General features: G+C 62.1%; 15 protein-coding genes. 5 read left to right on the top strand and 10 right to left on the bottom strand.

Annotation, left to right across the window (positions count from 1 at the left end; all coding sequences use genetic code 11):
• Positions 1–216 precede the first annotated feature (216 nt).
• Both BLS26_RS24650 and BLS26_RS24645 read left to right on the top strand, forming a co-directional pair.
• On the top strand, positions 217–1,338 hold the full coding sequence (locus BLS26_RS24650; RefSeq protein WP_092515192.1) for a glycosyltransferase: 1,122 nt from the start codon (positions 217–219) through the stop codon (positions 1,336–1,338).
• 199 nt (positions 1,339–1,537) lie between these two features.
• Positions 1,538–2,926, top strand: coding sequence for a hypothetical protein (locus tag BLS26_RS24645; RefSeq protein ID WP_157676580.1), 1,389 nt, complete (start codon positions 1,538–1,540; stop codon positions 2,924–2,926).
• Here BLS26_RS24645 and BLS26_RS24640 read toward each other — a convergent pair.
• From BLS26_RS24640 to BLS26_RS24615, 6 genes are all read right to left on the bottom strand, one after another.
• On the bottom strand, positions 2,923–3,396 hold the full coding sequence (locus BLS26_RS24640) for a hypothetical protein (RefSeq protein WP_092515190.1): 474 nt from the start codon (positions 3,394–3,396) through the stop codon (positions 2,923–2,925). The genes BLS26_RS24645 and BLS26_RS24640 overlap by 4 nt on opposite strands.
• 21 nt (positions 3,397–3,417) lie before the next feature.
• Positions 3,418–4,935, bottom strand: a complete 1,518-nt coding sequence (locus BLS26_RS24635) for a lipopolysaccharide biosynthesis protein (protein ID WP_092515189.1) — start codon at positions 4,933–4,935, stop codon at positions 3,418–3,420.
• A 12-nt stretch (positions 4,936–4,947) separates the two neighbouring features.
• Entirely contained in the window at positions 4,948–6,015 is a 1,068-nt protein-coding gene (locus tag BLS26_RS24630) for a hypothetical protein (protein ID WP_092515188.1), read from the bottom strand.
• Positions 6,016–6,081: 66 nt separating this feature from the next.
• A complete protein-coding gene (locus tag BLS26_RS24625) occupies positions 6,082–6,735 on the bottom strand; it encodes a PIG-L deacetylase family protein (protein ID WP_092515187.1) in 654 nt (217 codons plus the stop codon).
• On the bottom strand, positions 6,735–7,532 hold the full coding sequence (locus BLS26_RS24620) for a sugar phosphate nucleotidyltransferase (RefSeq protein WP_092515186.1): 798 nt from the start codon (positions 7,530–7,532) through the stop codon (positions 6,735–6,737). Before BLS26_RS24620 ends, BLS26_RS24625 begins: the two co-directional genes overlap by 1 nt.
• On the bottom strand, positions 7,529–8,839 hold the full coding sequence (locus BLS26_RS24615; protein ID WP_092515185.1) for a class I SAM-dependent methyltransferase: 1,311 nt from the start codon (positions 8,837–8,839) through the stop codon (positions 7,529–7,531). The genes BLS26_RS24620 and BLS26_RS24615 overlap by 4 nt, the downstream gene beginning before the upstream one ends.
• 195 nt (positions 8,840–9,034) lie before the next feature.
• Here BLS26_RS24615 and BLS26_RS24610 point away from each other — a divergent pair, with 195 nt between their 5' ends.
• Positions 9,035–9,565: a dTDP-4-dehydrorhamnose 3,5-epimerase family protein gene (locus BLS26_RS24610; protein ID WP_092515184.1), complete on the top strand. Its 531-nt coding sequence runs from the start codon at positions 9,035–9,037 to the stop codon at positions 9,563–9,565.
• Positions 9,566–9,575: 10 nt separating this feature from the next.
• On the opposite strand, the gene BLS26_RS24605 is transcribed toward BLS26_RS24610, so the two are convergent.
• The 4 genes from BLS26_RS24605 to BLS26_RS24590 form a co-directional block, all read right to left on the bottom strand.
• A complete protein-coding gene (locus BLS26_RS24605; protein ID WP_092515183.1) occupies positions 9,576–10,874 on the bottom strand; it encodes a DUF4910 domain-containing protein in 1,299 nt (432 codons plus the stop codon).
• Between the two features lie 35 nt (positions 10,875–10,909).
• Positions 10,910–11,995: an NAD(P)-dependent oxidoreductase gene (locus BLS26_RS24600; protein WP_092518528.1), complete on the bottom strand. Its 1,086-nt coding sequence runs from the start codon at positions 11,993–11,995 to the stop codon at positions 10,910–10,912.
• Positions 11,996–12,151: 156 nt separating this feature from the next.
• The gene (locus tag BLS26_RS24595) at positions 12,152–13,108 is read right to left on the bottom strand and encodes a GNAT family N-acetyltransferase (protein WP_244541678.1); all 957 of its coding nucleotides are present in this window, start codon (positions 13,106–13,108) and stop codon (positions 12,152–12,154) included.
• Positions 13,109–13,498: 390 nt separating this feature from the next.
• Positions 13,499–15,400, bottom strand: a complete 1,902-nt coding sequence (locus BLS26_RS24590) for a glycoside hydrolase family 55 protein (RefSeq protein WP_244541677.1) — start codon at positions 15,398–15,400, stop codon at positions 13,499–13,501.
• 256 nt (positions 15,401–15,656) lie between these two features.
• Between BLS26_RS24590 and BLS26_RS36920 the strand changes: the two genes are divergently transcribed.
• Both BLS26_RS36920 and wecB read left to right on the top strand, forming a co-directional pair.
• Positions 15,657–17,459 (top strand): WecB/TagA/CpsF family glycosyltransferase, encoded by a 1,803-nt coding sequence (locus BLS26_RS36920; RefSeq protein WP_244541676.1) that lies wholly within the window; start codon positions 15,657–15,659, stop codon positions 17,457–17,459.
• Between the two features lie 18 nt (positions 17,460–17,477).
• Positions 17,478–18,689, top strand: a complete 1,212-nt coding sequence (gene wecB, locus BLS26_RS24575) for a non-hydrolyzing UDP-N-acetylglucosamine 2-epimerase (protein WP_092515182.1) — start codon at positions 17,478–17,480, stop codon at positions 18,687–18,689.
• Positions 18,690–18,701: the final 12 nt, after the last annotated feature.

Here is an 18,701-nt window from a genome sequence, read left to right as displayed (position 1 = left end):
ATTTGCACAACCGTGTCCGTGCAGCCACAGCGTGTTAACTCATTCTTAACCAGGCGCCGGGCTTGCGTTCAGCTCAACGTTGCCGGACCGCTGGAATTAGATCGAATTAACGGTGTCGGTTGAGTTCTCTCAGCCCGCATTGTCACTGTGGCCGAAACATGATTTGTTGCTTTTTTGTCGCACCACACATGTCGAACTGATCGCAGGCGCGGGCTCGTGCACGGCAAGGTATTGCTCCTATCGCAGCGCCGGATTTCCGATCTGGTCGCGTTCTGCCTCGCCTATGAGTTCGAGGATACGTTCCAGGCCGTGACAGGCGCCGAGCGCATCGACGCTGTCGATTTACCCGCCATCGAATTCTCCCGACGCGCCTACAAGCTGGCGCGCGCCGCGACCGGGTCGTCCCGCGCGGCACTTCGGCTTGCACCCTCGCCACGGAGCAAGGTGACGCTGGAGCGCGATTACGAACTGTTCTTCCCGGTGTTCAGCAACGCCTTCGAACTGTATGCGCTGGCGACTTTACCGAACTGGCGCCAGCGTTGCCGCAAGGCCGCCTGCTTCATCACCGAGGTGTGGACCGATCAGCTGCCGGAATATCTGCTCGAGCTGCTGTCCGAATTCGATCATATCTTTCTGGGCTTGCAGCATTGCGTCGACGACGTGGCGCGCATCACCGGCCGGCCCTGCAGCTATCTGCCGCTGGCGACGGACGTACTGCGTTTCGCGCCGGCGACGCTGGATCAACCGCGGCCGATCGACGTCTGCAACATCGGCCGCCGCTCGGAGATCACGCACCGCGCGCTGCTGGCGGACGCCGAACGACGGCAGTCCTTCTACTATTACGACACGGTGGCCGCGAGCGGCTCGGACCTGAAGCAGCGCACCTTCCGCGTCGACAACGCTGGGGAACATCGGCTGATGCTGGCCGCGATCCTCAAGCACAGCAACTTCTTCATCGCCAACCGCAGCCACGTCAACAATCCCGAGTTCACGGCCGGCCGCGACGAGATTTCCGCACGCTTCTACGAAGGCGTCGCCGCGGGCACGGCGATGATCGGCGAGGCGCCGCGCACCGATGAATTCAAGCGGCAGTTCGACTGGCCGGACGCGGTGATCCACCTGCCGTTCGATTCCCCTGATGTCGCCGATATCCTGGCCGACCTGAACCGAGACCCGGCGCGGTTGCAGACGGTTCGCGCCCGGAACGTCCGCGAAGCCGCGGGTCGGCACGACTGGCTGCACCGCATCCGCATCGTGTTCGATGTTCTCGGCCTGCCGCCTGCCGACGGCATGGACGCTCGCGCCGAGCGGCTCGACCGGATCGCGTCGCAGGGATAGCTCCATCTCTCGTTCAAATTCCGCCAACGCATGCGTTTTCGACGCAGCCTGCGCCGGAAAGTTAATGAACCCTCGAAACATATGGTTAACGAATTCGTGGAATTGTGGAGCAACGGACGGCCGGCTCCTTACTTCCGGTGACAGCCCCAATTTTCGGGACTGACACAGCCTCGACGTCCCTGTGTTTCTGGGGTTTGCCGTGAAGCGTAATCTGTACAGTGGCGGTCATCGCAGGCCGGGTCCCGAGGCTGACCTTCAGCAAGGGGCAACCGCGCCATATCGGCCAGCGCCGCGACGGCATCGGGCAGATCCTCAACGCCGCGAACTCCATGCCGCCGCTGACGAGCGCAGCCCGGGTGCGCAAGAGCGCAGCCCGGACTCCTTCTATTCCTATTCGTCAGATCGGCCGCGCCGCAACGGCGGCATCGAACACGACGATCAGCTTCGCACCGCCGAGCAGCATCAGAAGGTCGAACTCCAGCGTCTCCGCGAGGAGGTTCTCGATATCGCGCGCGAACTGAAGGGCATGCAGCGCCTCGACACCGGGCGTTCCGGCGCCAAGGGCTTTGATGGGCCAAGCGCGCGGGAGTTCGGGATCAGGACCAAGTCACCCGCTGTCTCGCACAACGTTCGCCCGACGCCATCCCAGGTCCGCCCGCCGGAGCTGCGACCGCAGCCGGCCCAGCCAGACCTGCGCGCCGGCACCGCCGAAGCGAAGACCAAGGCCGCGCCGGCACGCGCGAAAACGCCGCCGCCGTTGATCGTTCCCGGCGTCAGGAAACTCGCTAACAAGCCTGCCACCCGCGCCAAAGGCGTTCGCCTGAATCTCGCCGCCAAGGCCGCATTGGTTGCGGTGCTGATGCTGGCCGGGACCGCCTTCATCACCATGAAGCTTTGGGGCGAAATGCCCTGGCTGACGCCGGCGCGCCAAAAAGTCGCGGATATGCTGGTCCACGTCTCTTCGCAGGTCTCTTGGCCGGTGGCGAAGGCAGCGCCGGCGGCGCCATCGAGCGCCGCGCCGGTCGCCCGCCAGATGCCGGCATTCGCGGCTCCCGACACCTACGGCGTCTACGCCGTCAGCGACGGACAACTGACGCCGCTCGAACCGTTGCCGATCCGCGTTCCCGATGCGCGCGTGTCGATTTCGAGCACGATATCGAAACCGGCTCCGGCGCCGCTCGCCAACGGACACCTGTCGTTCGTCGTCTACCACCGTGAACTGGCTACCAGCGTCCCCGAAACCGCTTCGGTGCGCATCGTTGCAAAGGTCATGCAGGCGACGGCGTTCGCCGGCGGTAAGCCGAAGTCGATCACCGTCGAGGACACCTGGGCGGTGCGCGGCGGAGCCGTCGATCTGCGGATTGCGCCGGTGCCGGCAAACAGCGAGATGATCGTGATCCGGGCAGCCGATCCGAATTTCACGCTGTCGCCAGGGCGTTACGTTCTGATGTTCAAGAACCAGGCCTATGACTTCAGCGTCGCGGGCACGGTCAGCGACACCGCGCAATGCCTGGAGCGCGCCGACCTGCAGGACCGCTCGGTCTATTCCGAATGCCGCGAATTGCCGGCGCAGCCGGTCAGCTTTTAGCCAGCACTTGTTTTAGCAAGGACTTGCGCTTTTAGCTGCGGCGCTGGCGGCGCCGCATTGATCTTGCGCCAGATCAGAAGACCCGCGCCGCCACCCATCAGGCAGATCGCCGTCAACAGCCATTCGCCGGTTCGCAGCCCGCCGCTAACGGCCGCATAGGGCAACAGGCCGAGACCGACCCAGAACAGTTTTTGCCACTGGTAGCAGTCATATTTTTTTGCGATCTGGCGACGATCGAGCCAGATCTGTTTTGCCTCAGCTGAAAACGGCAAAGCCTTCCGCAGCACGGCCGGACCTACGCGAAGTCCGATCAACAGTGCGAGGAATAAAGCCAGGTCGATCCAGATCCGGTCAGCGCCCCCAGACAACGCGCGAAACAGCGGCGGAATGCACAGGCCCAGCGCCACGCGGGACACCGCGCCCGACGCGCCGCTGTCAAGGTCGACAAGAAATCGTTCGAAATGTTTCATCGGAATGCCCAACGTCTTGGATCAGGAACTAACGGGTGAACGAACGGCACGAAAGTCGCGCAGCACGGAAAGGACCAGCCGCAGCGGATCGGTGACCCTGAAGACACCGATCACCACGGCGAAATAGGCCACCGCGCAAACCATGGCGGAGAGGAAAACGCGCATGAACTGGGACAGCTCGCGGAGAAATTCCTGTTGCACCACGAAGCCCACGGCAACGGCGGTGAGCGCCGCGACCGTCTGGGGACCGACGGCCTGCAACACATCTTTTGTGCCGATGCCGACCGGACGTCCGGCATAGACCAGCGCCGGGACGAACAAGACAAACATTGCGATCGTATAGCTGATGGCGACACCGGTAACGCCGAACGGCAGACCGGCCGCCAGGGCCATCAGCTGGAACACGGCGCTGTAGACGCCCCACCACATCCAGCGGTCGGCGCGTCCGGCCGCGACATGAAGCCATCCCATGGTGCGCTCGACGCAATGGGCAATGCCGCGCACCGCGAAGATGCACAATAGCGGGCCGGCAGGTGCCCATTTCTGCCCCAGCAACAGCACCACGAAATCCTGCCCGGTCACCGCGAGCACCGCAAAGGCGGGCGCGGAAAAGAAGTTCAACGTCGACAGCGCCAGCGTCCAGGACCGCTTGAGTTCGTCGGCATCGTTGCGGAGCTTGCTCAGACTCGAGGCCGCGATGTTGTGCAGCGGCTCGGTGAGAATGCTGAGCAGGTTGCTGTAGATCGTGAACGCGTTCTGGAAATAGCCGAGCGGGCCTGCGCCGAGGAAATAGCCGATCGCAATCCGATCCGCCGATTTCGCCAGATAGTCGGTCATGGTAAAGCCGGTCACGCCCAGTCCGAAGCCGACCAGTTCCTTCACATCAGATGAGAAACGCGGCCGTCCGGGAACCCAATGGCAGCTCATCCAGACGAAGACGACGGTCAGCGCCGCGGTCACGATCGGCTTGGCGACCAGCGACCAGTAGCCCCAGCCGGTCAGCGCCATCGCGACGCTGACGATGCTGCCGATCAGATTGGCGGAGATATCGATCATCGCGATGTGACGGAACTGCATTGCCCGTCGCATCAGCGCGTAATGCTGGGTCGACAGCGCCGTCAGGATGAACGTGCCCGACAACACCAGCGCGATGCCGGTCAGGGACGGCTCGCCAAAGAACACCGCAACGGCGCTGCTGCCACCGGCGAGCAGAACGGTGAGGACCAGCGCTACCGCGATGTTGAGCCAGAACAGGGTACTGATGTCGGCCTGGGTAATGTGGGTCTTCTGCGTCGACGCTTCGCTGGTGCCGAGATCGATCAGCATCGGCGCGAAACCGACCAGCGCAATCACCATCGCCACCAGACCGAAGTCATGTGGACTAAGAATCCGCGCCAGCAAAATCGTCGACGCCAGTTGCACGAAGATATTGGCGCCGCGCGCGGCGATGAAGATCACGCCGCTGTGCAGCGACGCCCGGCCAAGGCCGGCATAGGCCTTGTTTTCCGTGAAATATTTGTCGGCGCCGGGCTCAGCCAAAACGATCGTTCCTTAAACGTTATCCGCCTTGATCGCGGTCTTGGGCACGCGCTCCAGCCAGATTTCGCGCCAATAGGGATAGATCGCGCGCGGACAGAAGCGGCGGCAGATCGCATAACGGGCTTCGCAGACGGCATCCTTGAGGATGATGGCGTCGGTCTTGAACTTGATCATCTTGCCGGAGGCTTCGTCGATGATCTGCTTCTGCCGGCGCTCCACTTCATATTCGCGCTCGGTGAACGGCACCATCTCGGCATCGAAATACAGGCCGCGGTTCCGATAGGTGGAATCCAGCGTTTTCAGGATTTCCTTGTAGGGCTTGACGCGAACCTTCTCGCCGACTTCGAGATCCAAGGTCGCGCGCGGCACCGGCGTGCCCTTCGGCACGCCGTAGGGGCGGATCGGATACGGCACGCCGCCGATCGCGCGCTGGAATTGATCGTAGGCCCAGCGCATCGCAGAACCGACGCCGACGCCGGCTTCCGCGACCGTACGGTACATCGAGTACAGCAGACCGATCGCGAGTTCGGTCAGGCGCACATTGCCCGAGGTGTAGTCCTCGATGTACTGGCGCACGTCCCACCAAGGCAGCGGTTGGGTGGCGAACTTGATCTGCGTGTTCTGACAGACATAGAGCTGATCGGTCTCGCCGGGCGCCATCGGAACCCGGATGCTCGAATGCAGCACTTCTTCGGTGCATCCGGCATTGCCGGTCGGTGCGAGCGGCGCTTCCGCAGCTTCAACCTTCGCCGGTTTGGACCCGATCGGATTGAGCCACTCTTCCTTCCAGAAGATCAGGCAGCCGGCCTCGCAGCCGTCATGGGCCGCGCCGTTGCAGCGGATGTTCGACAGATGGACGGTGTTGGCCATCTTGCGGCCGCCGATCCCGAGTGCGGGATCGCAGGTCTTGTGCGCGCGCTTGCCGACTTTCACCCGGGCGCCGCAATATTTCAGCATCTCCGGCATGAACGGCAGTTCGTCGAGCCGGCCATTGGCATCCAGCGTCGCCAGGATTTCCTCCTTCGACTTGACCTGGACCCACTCGTCGGCGTGGATCTGCGGGGAATGTTCGTTGCACATCGCGCTCTACTCGCAAAAAAATTGAGTCTCTGGGCATTTCACCAGCGCGAATTCCGCACCGGGACTTCAAATCAAGGCAAGCTTGCGTCCGAAAAAGGCTTCGGCGTAACGCTCCGGTGCGCAGCACTCCATGCCCCTGATCCGCGCCAAACCCCGAAAGGTCTCGTCGTCGAACCACTTCTTGGAACGCTGGCTTCCGAAATGCGAAATCAACAACTCGATCTTGCGCTTCAGCGCCTCAGCCGACACCGGCACGTAAACATTGGGCTGGCCGATATCGCCGTCCCACTTCGGAATTTCATATTCGAGGATCTGGTGATCCCGGAAAGTATTCCACGTCAGCTGGCAAACCTTGCGATGGTCCTGATGCGCATCGTCGCGCCGGTGAGTCAGAATCAGATCCGGGTTCACCCTGAGCTTCAGTTCCTCGAACCATTGCTTGATCGCCTCCCCCTGCTCGGGGAAGAAACCGTCACGGAACGACTTCACCTCGACCTCGGCCTTGGCGGCTTTGGCGAGAAAGTCCGCCGCGGATTTCCGGGCTTCGTCCTCTCGGATGCCGCCGCCACTCAGCACGCACCAGTGCACATCGAGCTGCACCCCGCGTTCCATCAAACTCAGCAGCGTGCCGCCGGCGCCGATCTCGATATCGTCCGAATGCGCTCCAAGACAGAGAACCGAGAGACGCTCGCCCGGTCTGGCAAGCTGCAGCCCTTTCATCACGCGGCCTTGATATCAGGCAGCGTCTGCTGAATCCGCCACGGCGTATCGCCACGCTCCACCATGTCCTCGAGGACCTGCCGGTCGCGCAGCGTATCCATCGCGCGCCAGAAACCTTCATACTTGTACGCCATCAGGTGGCCGCCCTCGATCAGGCGATTGAACGGCTCCAGCACCAGTTCCTCGCCTTCCTGGATGAAGTCGAAGATCTCCTTGCGGAAAATGAAGAACCCGCCGTTGATCCAGATGTCCGATTCCTGGCTCGAACGAATCCGCTGCACCGAGCCGTCTTCGTCGAATTCGGTCAGGTGGAAGCTGATCGGCGGATGGATGGCAATGAAGCAGGCGATCTTGCCGCTGGCCTTGAATTTCTCGATCATCTCCGGCAGCGGCGCGTCAGTCAGACCGTCGCTGTAGTTGGCGAGGAAGATTTCCTCGTCCTTGACCAGATGTTTGACCGCCATCAGGCGTTCGCCGATGTTGCGCCAGGTGCCGGTATCCACCAGCGAGACGCGCCAATCCGGCGGCCGGTCGCCAAGGATCTCGACCTTCTTGCCGAACTCCGAAATGACGCAGTCGCTGTTGGCGGTCTGCCGGTAGTTCAGGAAGTAGTCCTTGATGACGTTGGCCTTGTAGCCGAGGCAAAGGATGAAATCGTCATGCCCATACTGGCTGTAGTACTGCATGACATGGCACATGATCGGCTGATGACCGACCGGCACCATCGGCTTCGGAATGCTCTCCGAATATTCCCGGATGCGGGTACCAAGCCCGCCGCAGAACAGGACGACCTTCATTTCGAAAGCTCCTTGAATTCCTTTGATAGTTCCTTGGGATCGATGACGTGAACGGTCGGGACCGGCACGATGAACTTGCCGCCCCAATCGCCGATATGGCGCATCTGGGCGACGATCTCGTTCTTCAGGTTCCAGGGCAGAATGAAGAGATAATCCGGCTTGACCTCGTTGATGACCTCGACCGGATAGATCGGAATGTGCCTGCCCGGCGTGTAGCGGCCGTGCTTGTAGGGATTGCGGTCGACGGTGAAGTCGAGGAAGTCGGTGCCGATGCCACAGTAATTGAGCAGCGTGTTGCCCTTGCCCGGCGCGCCGTAACCGCAGATGCGGGCGCCCTTTTCCTTCGCCTGGATCAGGAACGACAGCAGCTTGCGCTTGGTGTCGTGAACGCCGGCGGCGAAGCGTGCGTAGGTCGCGATGTCCTCGAAGCCGATCTGGCGTTCGTGGGCCAGCAATGCGGTGACCTTCGACGTAACGGCATGCGCGGCATCGTCGCGGCAGAGATAAACCCGCAGCGATCCGCCGTGGGTGCCGATCTCCTCGACGTCGAACACCTTGAGGCCGTGGCGCTTGGCCATGCGGTCGATGGTAACCAGCGAGAAGTACGAGAAGTGCTCGTGATAGATGGTATCGAACTGGTTCTCGTTGATGAGTTTTTCGAGGTGCGGAAACTCCAGCGTGATCACGCCCTGCGGCGCCAACAGATGCGCCATGCCCGCGGTGAAGTCGTTGAGGTCAGGCACCTGCGCCAGCACGTTGTTGCCGATGATGAGATCGGCGGTCTTGCCTTCGGACGCCAGCCTCTCGGCCAGGCTGAGACCGAAGAACTCGACCAGCGTCGGGATGTTCTTCTTGCGCGCCACTTCGGCGACGTTGGCCGCCGGCTCGATGCCGGTGACGGGAACGCCGAGCGGCAGGAAGTGCTGCAGCAGGTAGCCGTCGTTGCTGGCGATCTCGTAGACCCGGCTGTTGGCGCCGAGCGCCAGGCGGGCCTTGATCATTTCGCAGTAGCGCCGCGCATGCTCGACCCAAGAGGTCGAGTAGGACGAGAAGTAGGCATACTCGGTGAAGATATGCTCGGGCTGGACGTATTCCTTGAGCTGCACCAGAAAGCAGCTATCGCACACCAGCGCATGCAACGGATAAAACGGCTCCATCGCATCGGTCTGCTCGGCCGTCAGGAAGCTCTCGCACAGCGGAGACATTCCGAGGTCCATGAAGCTGGTGTTGAGAGCCTTGTCGCACAGCCGGCAACGACCGTGTGTGGTTTTCGACGCGATCAGTTGTGAGAAGGAATGTGCGTTCATGGGCCTGTGCTTCGCAAAATGAAATGGGCTGCTCGAACGAATTTCGTATCGTCAGCAACATCTATTGCATAAGGCCGTTTGATTTAAAGCGTTGTACCGTATTATGGTAAAATTCGAAGTAGTTACCAATGTTTAAGCCGGCATTCGTTAGCGTGTTGGCTGGTTAATTTCGGGACAATTGGGACAGTGAAAATCATGCGGTTCGAAGCGATCGGTCTCGACGGTGCGTGGCTCATTCACCCGGAGCGAATTGGGGATAGCCGCGGTTATTTCGTACGCACATTCTGCGTCAACGAGTTCGGCGAGCACGGGTTAGCGACCGGATTTCCGCAGCACAGCGTCTCGTCCTCGTCCAATAAGGGGACAGTTCGCGGCATGCATTTCCAGCGCGCGCCTCACGGCGAAGTGAAGCTGGTGCGTTGCCTCACCGGTGCGATCTGGGACGTGATCATCGACATCAGGCCGGAATCGCCGACCTTCCGGCAATCGCGCGGCTTCGAACTTTCGGGCGACAACGGACTGCAGCTTTATATCCCCGAAGGCTTTGCCCACGGCCTGCAGACGCTGCAGGACGACACGCGGGTTAACTATCTGATCTCGAAGTTTCACGTGCCCGGCGCCGCTGACGGCGCTCGTTACAACGATCCTGCCTTCGACGTGAAGTGGCCGCAGCCGGTGACGACGATTGCCGAAAAGGACCTGAGCTGGCCCGATTTCAAGGCTTGACGCTTCGCGCTCAAACGGGCTTCAGCAGCCCGTGATCGCCCAACAGCTTTGCCGTCCGCTGAACCACCGCGAACGGCAGCTTCGCCCGCTCCGCGATGTCGAGCAACGAGTTCGTGCCGTCAGACTGGTTGAGAATCCAGAGCATCGCCATGTTCGCGGCGGCGGCATCCTTGTCGCCCCCGATCGCGCCATAGAGCCCGCGCTTGCCTAGCTGCGGCTCACCCTTCGGGTGGGTATTAACGTAAGTGCCGTTGGCCTCGATCGCGCCGATGGTTTCGTTGATCAGTCGATAGGATTCGGCCAGCGCATCGGCGCGGATGAAATCGAGATTGTCCGCCGAGGTGTGGTATTCGGGAATGGCGCCGAACTTGCTGCGCGAAAACATCGCCACCGGCAGATTGAATCCGGGCGAGCAATATTGCCGCTCGTCGTAACCGTACGGCGAGAAGTCCTCGACCACCGGCGACAGGCCGGAATGATCAAGCGCGTGAACCATCGCCCGGTCGATCTCGGTATTGCCGAGCCGGCTCTTCTTGAACGTTGGCCCGCCGCGGTCGCCGACCATCGAAACCACGAGCCCGTGCTTGATCCTGGCCAAGCGATCTTCGTTGCGGGCGAGCCAGGTGATCGCGCCGATAGTGCCGGGCGCAAACAGGAAGCGGTAGCTGTAGCGGGTGCGCAAGCCTGAAAGGCGCTTGGCGAGATGCGTCAGCAGCGCGATACCGGAGCAATTGTCGTTTGCCAGCGAGGGATGGCAGACATGGGCGGACAGCAGGAACTCGTCCTCCGTCTCGCCTTTGTGCAGGTACTCGCCATAGGTGAGATGACCGTCGGTCAGACTGGAGTCGATCGAGACCTCGTAGGTCTCGTCGCGCAGCGCGGCGAATTGCCGATGCGGCATGCAGAAGGCCCAGTTCTCCGCGTAGTAGGACGTTCGATAGGGGATCAAATCGGGCTGATCGGGCAGCGTATAGATGTGCTGCTTCAGCTCGGCGAGCGACATGCGCCGCTGCACCGGCACGCTGTAGCTCATGACGTGCAAGTTCGATCGCTTGAAGTCGACGATCTTCTCGCCGCGTTCGTTCTTGATCCAGGCGTCGCGAATGTTCCATTCGCGCGGGATGGTCCAATCGAGGACCGGCGTGCCCGTGGCAACTTCGTGGATGTCGAGGTCGATATGCGCGCCGACCTCGCGCAGGGTCTGCCGGACCCCGTCGCCGGTGATGCTCCGGCAAATCGGAAAAATCCTCGCGGCGAGCGCAAGGATCTCTGTTCCGACGTCGTCGATGAGGGGTTTGTCCAGGGACATCCCGCTCCTTTCAGGGGCCGTTGGGCCCCGGGGCCTCAGGAACCGGCCAGCAGCGGCGCAGCGCCCGTTGTGGCTGACGTCCTGTTTCCGGTCGTGCGGTGCCGCAGATCGGTCTCGAGGATTCCGTCGGCCAGCAGCTTGTTGATGTGGCCGATGCGCTGATAGCGCGGGCCTTCGAAATCCTCCAGCGTGATGCCGGATGCACGATACGCCTTGTAGAGCTGTTCGGCACCCTTCTTCGCGTCCCATTGCGGCTTGAAGTTCGGCAGCCTGGTTTTGATCTTTTCGAAGCTGACGCGGTACGAGCGGGTATCCGGGCCGGCGCCGTCGGCAAAATCGACCTCGCAGCCGGGCACGACGTCGGCGACGATCTTGGCGAGATCGCGGATCTGATAGTTGTGGGCGGTCTGGCCGACGTTGAAGGCTTCGTTGAACACTGCTTCCACCGGGGCCTCCAGCGCCGCGATGAAGGCGCGCGAAATATCCTCGATGTGCACGATCGGACGCCACGGCGTGCCATCCGACTTCATGTGGATCTTCTTGGTGGTGATCGCCCAGGCGACGAGGTTGTTCAACACCACGTCGAAGCGAATCCGCGGCGACACGCCATAGGCCGTGGCCGGGCGCAGATAGACCGGGCAGAAGCCGTCGCCGGCGAGTTTGGCAATGCCGCGCTCGGAAGCGACTTTCGACTCGCCGTACGCCGTCACCGGATTGAGCGCGCCGGTCTCGTCGATCATGCCTTCGCCCGACTTGCCATAGTTGCTGCAGGACGAAGCGAACACGAAGCGCTTGACGCCGGCCTTCTTGGCGAGTTCGGCAAGACGTACGCTGGCGCGATGATTGATGTCGTCGGTCAGGCCCGGCTTCAGGTTGCCGAGCGGATCGTTCGAGAGTGCTGCGAGATGGATGACGCCGTCGATACCTCGGAGATCAGAGATCTCGGCATCGCGGGTATCCTTGAGGATGGTCGGCACGTCGCTGATCACGCCGCCCTGCGGAAACGTGCAGCGCTCATAGAGGTCGCTGTCGAGACCGATCACGTCGTGTCCGGCCTGCTGCAACATCGGCGTCATAACCGAACCGATGTAACCGAGATGTCCAGTCAGCAAAACGCGCATGTTCATACACCCTGTTTTTGTTTGGCGCCGGCAATTCCAAAGACCTGTACACGATGTCGGATCGTTAATTCACGTGTTCGATGAAACCGTAGTTAATCCAACGTCGTAACGGATACGCGAGATCGGGCGTTAAGGTTTACGAAGCTTTTCACGACTTCACCACAACGCGAACTGCGCCATGCCGTTGCGAGGCGACATCCTTCGCATCAGCGCCCGCGGTATTTTCCGGATGGTGTGCTGAACGCGATAGTTCGCTGTCGAACGCACCACGTCGAACCGGTTGGCGACCTCGCCACCGAACGCCACCATGAAGCGGTACCTGGCATCATTGGCGATACCGCCATCGAAATCGAAACAACGCCCGAGCGAATGCGCGAGCTCGATCCCACTCCAGAGCAGCAGGCTGACCGCACCGGGATGCGCGACATTCTTGTCGCGCGTCGACAGGAAATAGTGGACGTATTTGTCGTCCCAGACGAAGAACACCTTGGCGTGCGCGACACCCTCGGCATCGACGGCCGCGACGATCTTGCATTGCCGGCGCGCGCTGGCTGCCGCGAAGGCAGGCGCCAGCAATGCGAGATCGAAGTAGGATTCGGCGCCTTCCAGATTGGCCTCGTAGAAGCGCGCGAACCGGTTCACATCGTCGATCTCGCGAACCGTCAGGCGCTCCCGGGCGCGGCGAATGATGTTCTTGGTCTTGTCGCGCAGCCCTGCCCACAACGGGTCAATAGCTTCGCTCCTGCAATCCAGCAGAAAGGTCGGATGCACCTTGACGTCGTAGCCCGCGGCCAGAAACGGCGCGAGGTCGCCAAAGCCGGAATCCAGGGTCATTTCGACATGATCGTGACCGGCAATCTGTTTCAGCAACTCCGCGATGATCGAGTGAGTCGAGCGGATTCGGGTTTCGGTCTTGCCCGACTGAGGTGCAACGACCGGTCCGAGAAAGCGGGTGATCTGCGGCATCTCGCAGATTTTCACATTGCCTTCGCTGCGTTCGACAAATCGCAGCGATCCAACCAGGCGGCCGCCGCGATGACACGTCACTTCGCGCCAGCGTCCCGGCGCCAGCGCATCCAGCCACCAGTCTTCATGGAAAATGGATTTCCGCATCAGATCGCGAGCCAGACCGGTTGACGAATGTGAGGCAGACAAGCTTTCGCAAACCAACGACGGCCGCTGCACAGGACGGGTCCGCCGCAAGCATCGATCGGTGGTTGCCCCAAGCGTTTCATGTTTTTGCTTTTGCCGAACTCGAGCCCAGTCATAGCGCACGCAGCGTTGCCTTTTGACGCGACGCATCGACGCAAGCGGCATTTTCGGTGGTACAGCGCCAGTATAACAACTGCTTTACCCAGTTAGTATTAACGGCTCCATGGCCGCCATCGCGGAATGAAGGATCGCGCCTGCCAGATGGTAATCAAATTCGATCAAACAGTTCCGAAACGGAACCGCAGCAAACCACCGCGCGCAACGCCATACTTTCGTCGCAGCGTAACCGGCTCACGGTTGTGTGAGTGGCGTTCCGGCGTCATAGCGCGCCTTGGCCGGCAACACGTAAAGCTTGGTTGCGCCCGCCGCATCCACCCATGGCCAGGTGTAGCCGTGTCCGGCATTAAAGAAGGCGGGCTTCCCGGTCAGATATAACGAGTCGGGCAGCGTATGATCGGCGATGGCCGGATCCCACTTCACCGTGTTGGTGAGGTAATCGAAGTTGCCGTGGCGGATGGCGGTGGCGGATACCTTGGCGTCGATCGGATACGGACTGACCGCGTCCCAGCCGAGCATCCAGATTCCCGGCTTGCCGTTCGCAAAACTGGTTTCGTAAACCCATCCACCCATCTGGCCGGCAGCCCCAAGCACATTGCCGGCAAACGTCATCCAGTAGGAACTGGCCATCAGCCCCGCCGCGCGTTGCGGTCCGTTGCGGGGTTGCGTGGCGTCGTCGATCTTCCCGCCGGCCTGGTTGTCGAACGGCGCCCGGATGCCGCGCAGATGATTGCGGAAGAAGGTGAGATAGACGCTGTTGCCATGGGTATTGTCGCTGTCGGCGTTGTGGCCGTAATTGCCCTCGAACAGAACGTGATGCGGTCCGACCATGTGGCTGGCGTTCAGCCCTGCCTCGATCCAGGACCCCTGCGTATTGATGTAGCTCATGTCCATGTAGTTGTAGCCGACCACCGAGCCCGCGCCGGCGGATCGTGCCGCGATCACCTTGTTGGCCCGGACCGCGATGCCGTTCTCGATCAGCACTTCGGATGATCCGGCCGACAGGCTGATGGCGTAGCCACCGCCGCCGGGTTGCGCCCAGGCGGCATCGTGTACGTAGAACTCGCGGAGCTCGATCCGGAACGAGCTGTGAATCGCAAAGCCCTCGTCGTGCCACACTGTGTTGTCGATGTTCCTGGCCCAGGATTGCGCCGCCCAGTTGAAGCGGAGGTTGCCGGCATCGCCGCCGGTCAGCTTCATATCCTCGACGCCGGCGTTCATCACATGCGGCCGCGAATACATCGATAACTGCGCGGCGTGGCTGGATCGGTAGCTGATGTGGATCGGCGTCGTGAAGGTGATGGTGTTGCCGGCGATCGAAGCAATCTGCTTGATCTCTGATGTCGGCCGGTCTTGCCGAGAGAACCAGGACCCGGCGGATTGCGGCGTCGTCGGAAGCGCCTCCGGCGCAAAATCGTCGACGAACTGAACCGCAGGCTTGTGCTTCTGCCACACCACGCGCCAGTCGGGCGCAGCCCAGACCTGCCCACGTCCCTGCGGATCGGAGAGCCATTCGGCGCCGGAGGCTTCGTCGAGCAGCACGATCTGCCCCGGCCTGAAGCCGGCGATATCATTCACCTTGACCGCGTACGTTCCTTTGACCGCATCGGCGGTGAGATTGGACGAACCGTGGACGTCGGTAACGTTGTCCGTCGACGAGAACATCGACGGACCGACAAGGATCAGCGGTGACGGTTTGGCGCCGACCTCGGACTGGAAGGGCTTGGCGCCATCGGTCTTTGCCAATGTCGTCTGGCCCGGCCCGGCGCCCCGCAGCGTGATCCCCTTGTTGATCACGACGTAATTGCCGCTGTTGATCAGGAAGGTGCCGGCCGTCAGTTGCACCACCTGCCCTATCGGGCAGACGTTGATGGCAGCTTGTATCCGCACCGTGTCATCGGATGCCGGATTGTTCGGCGATAGCGTCGCGCATACCGTCGAACGCGCCGGGATACCACCGACAGCCATCATGCCGGGTTTCCAGACCGTCGCCCGATCCGCCGGCAGGAAATTGCTCGTCTCATTCCCGGCGGCGTTAACGCCATCAGGCGCGCAGAGCACAGCGCCGATGACTGCGATCGACATGGAAGCGAAGAAGCGAAAGAGCGATGGACGCATCGTTACGATCGCCTTCATTTGGTTAAGTCCCTTGCGCGCGGATGACGTACCGTGGTCACCGTCGCGTGCAGATATGACATTGGAGTCTTTATCTCCCCAGCGGAAGCTCGGCTTAACATTAACTTGCGAAGCGGATGCCTCGAACCATCATCAACGGCGTCCGGCATGATACCTGCTCAATACGTCTCATCGCGTCCAAGCACCTGACCGCCTTGTCCCGAATAAGGACAGAACGGCCAAAACCGGCGCATAGACAGACAAGTGATGTCCACCGATGAAACATGAACCCAACCGCGAACTGTTCCGAAAGCCGACAGACGCGCGTGAGCTGCTCAACGTGAGCCGCTCACGACGCTATCTGCTGGTGTCGCCCTGCCGGGACGAGGCGCAGTACCTCCGCCGCACGCTCGACAGCGTGGCGTTGCAGTCGGTGCCGCCGGCGCTCTGGATCATCGTGGACGACGGGTCGACCGACGAAACTCCGGCAATCCTGGAAGAATATTCAAAGCGGCTGCCTTACGTGCGCGTGATCAGGCGCGACGATCGCGGCGGCCGCAAGGTCGGTCCCGGCGTCATCGAAGCCTTCTATGCAGGTATCGAGCAGGTGCAGCTCGAGGACTTTGATTACCTCTGCAAGCTCGACATGGATCTCGACCTGCCGGTTCGCTACTTCGAGATCCTGATGGAGCGAATGGAAAACAATCCGCGCATCGGCACGACCTCGGGCAAGCCCTGGTTCGTCCATCCGCGCAGCGGCGCACTGGTGCCGGAAGTCTGCGGCGACGAGATGTCGGTCGGCATGACCAAGTTCTACCGGATCGCCTGTTTCAAGGAGATCGGCGGTTTCGTGCGCCAGGTGATGTGGGACGGCATCGACTGCCACCGCGCGCGGATGCTCGGCTGGATCGCCGAGAGCGTCGACCTCGAACCGATCCGCTTCGTTCATCTGCGTCCGCAGGGCGCCAGCCAGAAGGGCATCTGGACCGGACGGCTTCGCGCCGGCTTCGGCCAGTATTTCATGGGCACCTCGCCGCTCTATTACCTGGCCGTCGCCGGCTATCGCCTGACGGCCCATCCGGCGTTGATCGGCAGTGTCGCCATGTTGTGGGGCTACATCAGAAGCTGGCTCAAGGGCCTGCCGCGCTACGACGATCCCGAGTTCAGGCAGTTCCTGCGTTCCTATCAGCACGCCTGCCTGCGTATGGGCAAGCGCGCCGCCACCGCCCGCGTCAACGCCGAGCGGGCGCGTCTCTGGCATGAGAGCCACCCGACACTGGGGCAGGATGAAAACGCGGCGAAGAGCAAGGAACGCGCCGAGCTGATGGGATTGAAATTCGACACCGTGACCATCGAGGCCGCGGTGGCGCACTGCCTCGAGCTGTGCCAGGCACCGCCCTCTTCCAACACGGTGATCACGGCCAATTCCTCGCATCTGTGCATGATGCGCCGCGATCCGGAACTGGCATCGGCCTGCCGTGCGGGCGATCTGATATTGGCCGACGGCATGTCGGTGGTCTGGGCGCTGCGGGCCTCGGGCCAGCCGGTGCCGGAACGCGTCGCCGGCGTCGATCTGATGGCACGCCTGCTGGCGGCGGCCGGTGAACATCGGCTGCGAGTCTATTTCCTCGGCGCCAAGCGCGAAGTGGTTTCGGCGCTCGTCGAGCGTTGCCGGACGCAACATCCCGGCATCGAAATCGCCGGCTTCCGCGATGGCTACTTCGGCCCGGGCGACCATCCGCGCATTATCGATGAAATCCGGGCCAGCAAGGCGCACATGCTGTTTGTCGGCATGCCGACGCCGTTCAAGGAAACCTGGGTCGAGCGTCACCGCGAGCGCCTGCAGGTGCCCGTGATCGTCGGCGTTGGCGGCAGCTTCGACGTGCTCGCCGGCTTCATCAAGCGCGCCCCGCACTGGGTACAGATGGCGGGCATGGAGTGGTTCTGGCGGCTGATGATGGAGCCGCGCAAGCTCTGGAAGCGCTACCTCACCCTCAACAGCGAGTTCAGCTGGGTTGCCGGCCTCGAGGTGCTCGCCCGCCGGCTCGGACGGCCGCCGGTCGAACAGAGCCAGAAGTAACGCCATCAGGAGATCACGATGACGACGAAGCGCAACATCCTGGTCTTCATGGGCACCCGCCCCGAAGCGGTCAAGCTCGCTCCTGTCGTGGCGGCGCTGCGTGCTTCCCACGATTTTCACTGCACCGTGGTGGCGACCGGCCAGCACAAGGAAATGTTCCGTCAGGTCGCCGACACTTTTGGCTTTGCAGTCGACGCCGATCTCGACGTGATGCGTCCGAACCAGACGCTGGCGGGACTGACGGCACGGCTGATCACCGGGATCGACGAATGGCTGGAAACGGCCAAGCCGGACATGGCATTGGTGCAAGGTGACACCACCACTGTCCTCGCCGCGTCACTCGCCTGCTTCTACCGGCGCATTCCGATCGGCCATGTCGAGGCGGGACTGCGCACCGGCAACATCTGGTCGCCGTTCCCCGAAGAAGCCAACCGCAAGCTCGCCACACCGCTGGTCACGCTTCACTTCGCACCGACCGAAGGCGCGCGCGATGCCCTGCTCCGTGAAGCGGTTCCGGAAGAAATTATTTCGGTGACCGGCAACACCGTCATCGATGCCTTGCGCATCGAGGTGGCGCGCCAGAAAGCCGACCCGGCGATACGCGCTGGTATCGACGCTGAACTCAGCCAGCTTCTCGGCGCCGACTGGGCGGAGGCCCCGACCGTGCTGATCACCGGCCACCGCCGCGAGAATTTCGGCGACGGCATTGCGCAGATCTGCCGGGCGATCGCGATCCTGGCCGAAAAATTCCCGGACCACCGGTTCGTCTACCCGGTCCACCTCAATCCCAATGTGCTCACCCACGTCAACCGCCTGCTCGGCGGCCTGCCGAACGTCCGGCTGATCGCGCCGCAGGGCTATCGCAACTTCGTCGCCCTGATGGCGCGCTGCAAGCTGGTGCTGACCGACTCCGGCGGGGTCCAGGAAGAAGCGCCCTCGCTGGGCAAGCCGGTGCTGGTCATGCGCGATACCACCGAACGTCCCGAGGGCGTCACGGCCGGCACGGCGTTGCTGACCGGCCCCAACGCGCCGGCCATCGTGGAACACGCGGTGCGGCTGCTCACGGACGACGCGGCCTATCGGTTGATGGCAACCGCGCAAAATCCCTACGGAGACGGGCATGCCGCAGACAAGATCATCGAGCGCATGCGCCGCTACTTTGCAGGTGATGCGGCGACATCGGCAACCTCGCCCGCGCTGCAGCCGGCGTTGATGGAACTGGCGAAGTAGTCCTTCGCCTCC

It is taken from the genome of Afipia sp. GAS231 (genome assembly GCF_900103365.1).
Taxonomy (GTDB): Bacteria; Pseudomonadota; Alphaproteobacteria; order Rhizobiales; family Xanthobacteraceae; genus Bradyrhizobium.
The sequence above is the reverse complement of the archived record's forward strand: the minus strand, read 5'-3'. Positions and strand labels throughout refer to the sequence as shown.

Excerpts from the sequence above, each read along its gene's own strand:
- BLS26_RS24640 (WP_092515190.1), bottom strand. The coding sequence starts at position 3,396 with ATGAAACATTTCGAACGATTTCTTGTCGACCTTGACAGCGGCGCGTCG.
- BLS26_RS24630 (WP_092515188.1), bottom strand. The coding sequence starts at position 6,015 with ATGTGCAACGAACATTCCCCGCAGATCCACGCCGACGAGTGGGTCCAG.
- BLS26_RS24625 (WP_092515187.1), bottom strand. The coding sequence starts at position 6,735 with ATGAAAGGGCTGCAGCTTGCCAGACCGGGCGAGCGTCTCTCGGTTCTC.
- BLS26_RS24620 (WP_092515186.1), bottom strand. The coding sequence starts at position 7,532 with ATGAAGGTCGTCCTGTTCTGCGGCGGGCTTGGTACCCGCATCCGGGAA.
- BLS26_RS24615 (WP_092515185.1), bottom strand. The coding sequence starts at position 8,839 with ATGAACGCACATTCCTTCTCACAACTGATCGCGTCGAAAACCACACAC.
- BLS26_RS24610 (WP_092515184.1), top strand. The coding sequence starts at position 9,035 with ATGCGGTTCGAAGCGATCGGTCTCGACGGTGCGTGGCTCATTCACCCG.
- BLS26_RS24605 (WP_092515183.1), bottom strand. The coding sequence starts at position 10,874 with ATGTCCCTGGACAAACCCCTCATCGACGACGTCGGAACAGAGATCCTT.
- BLS26_RS24600 (WP_092518528.1), bottom strand. The coding sequence starts at position 11,995 with ATGCGCGTTTTGCTGACTGGACATCTCGGTTACATCGGTTCGGTTATG.
- BLS26_RS24595 (WP_244541678.1), bottom strand. The coding sequence starts at position 13,108 with ATGCGGAAATCCATTTTCCATGAAGACTGGTGGCTGGATGCGCTGGCG.
- BLS26_RS24590 (WP_244541677.1), bottom strand. The coding sequence starts at position 15,400 with ATGAAGGCGATCGTAACGATGCGTCCATCGCTCTTTCGCTTCTTCGCT.
- BLS26_RS36920 (WP_244541676.1), top strand. The coding sequence starts at position 15,657 with ATGAAACATGAACCCAACCGCGAACTGTTCCGAAAGCCGACAGACGCG.
- wecB (WP_092515182.1), top strand. The coding sequence starts at position 17,478 with ATGACGACGAAGCGCAACATCCTGGTCTTCATGGGCACCCGCCCCGAA.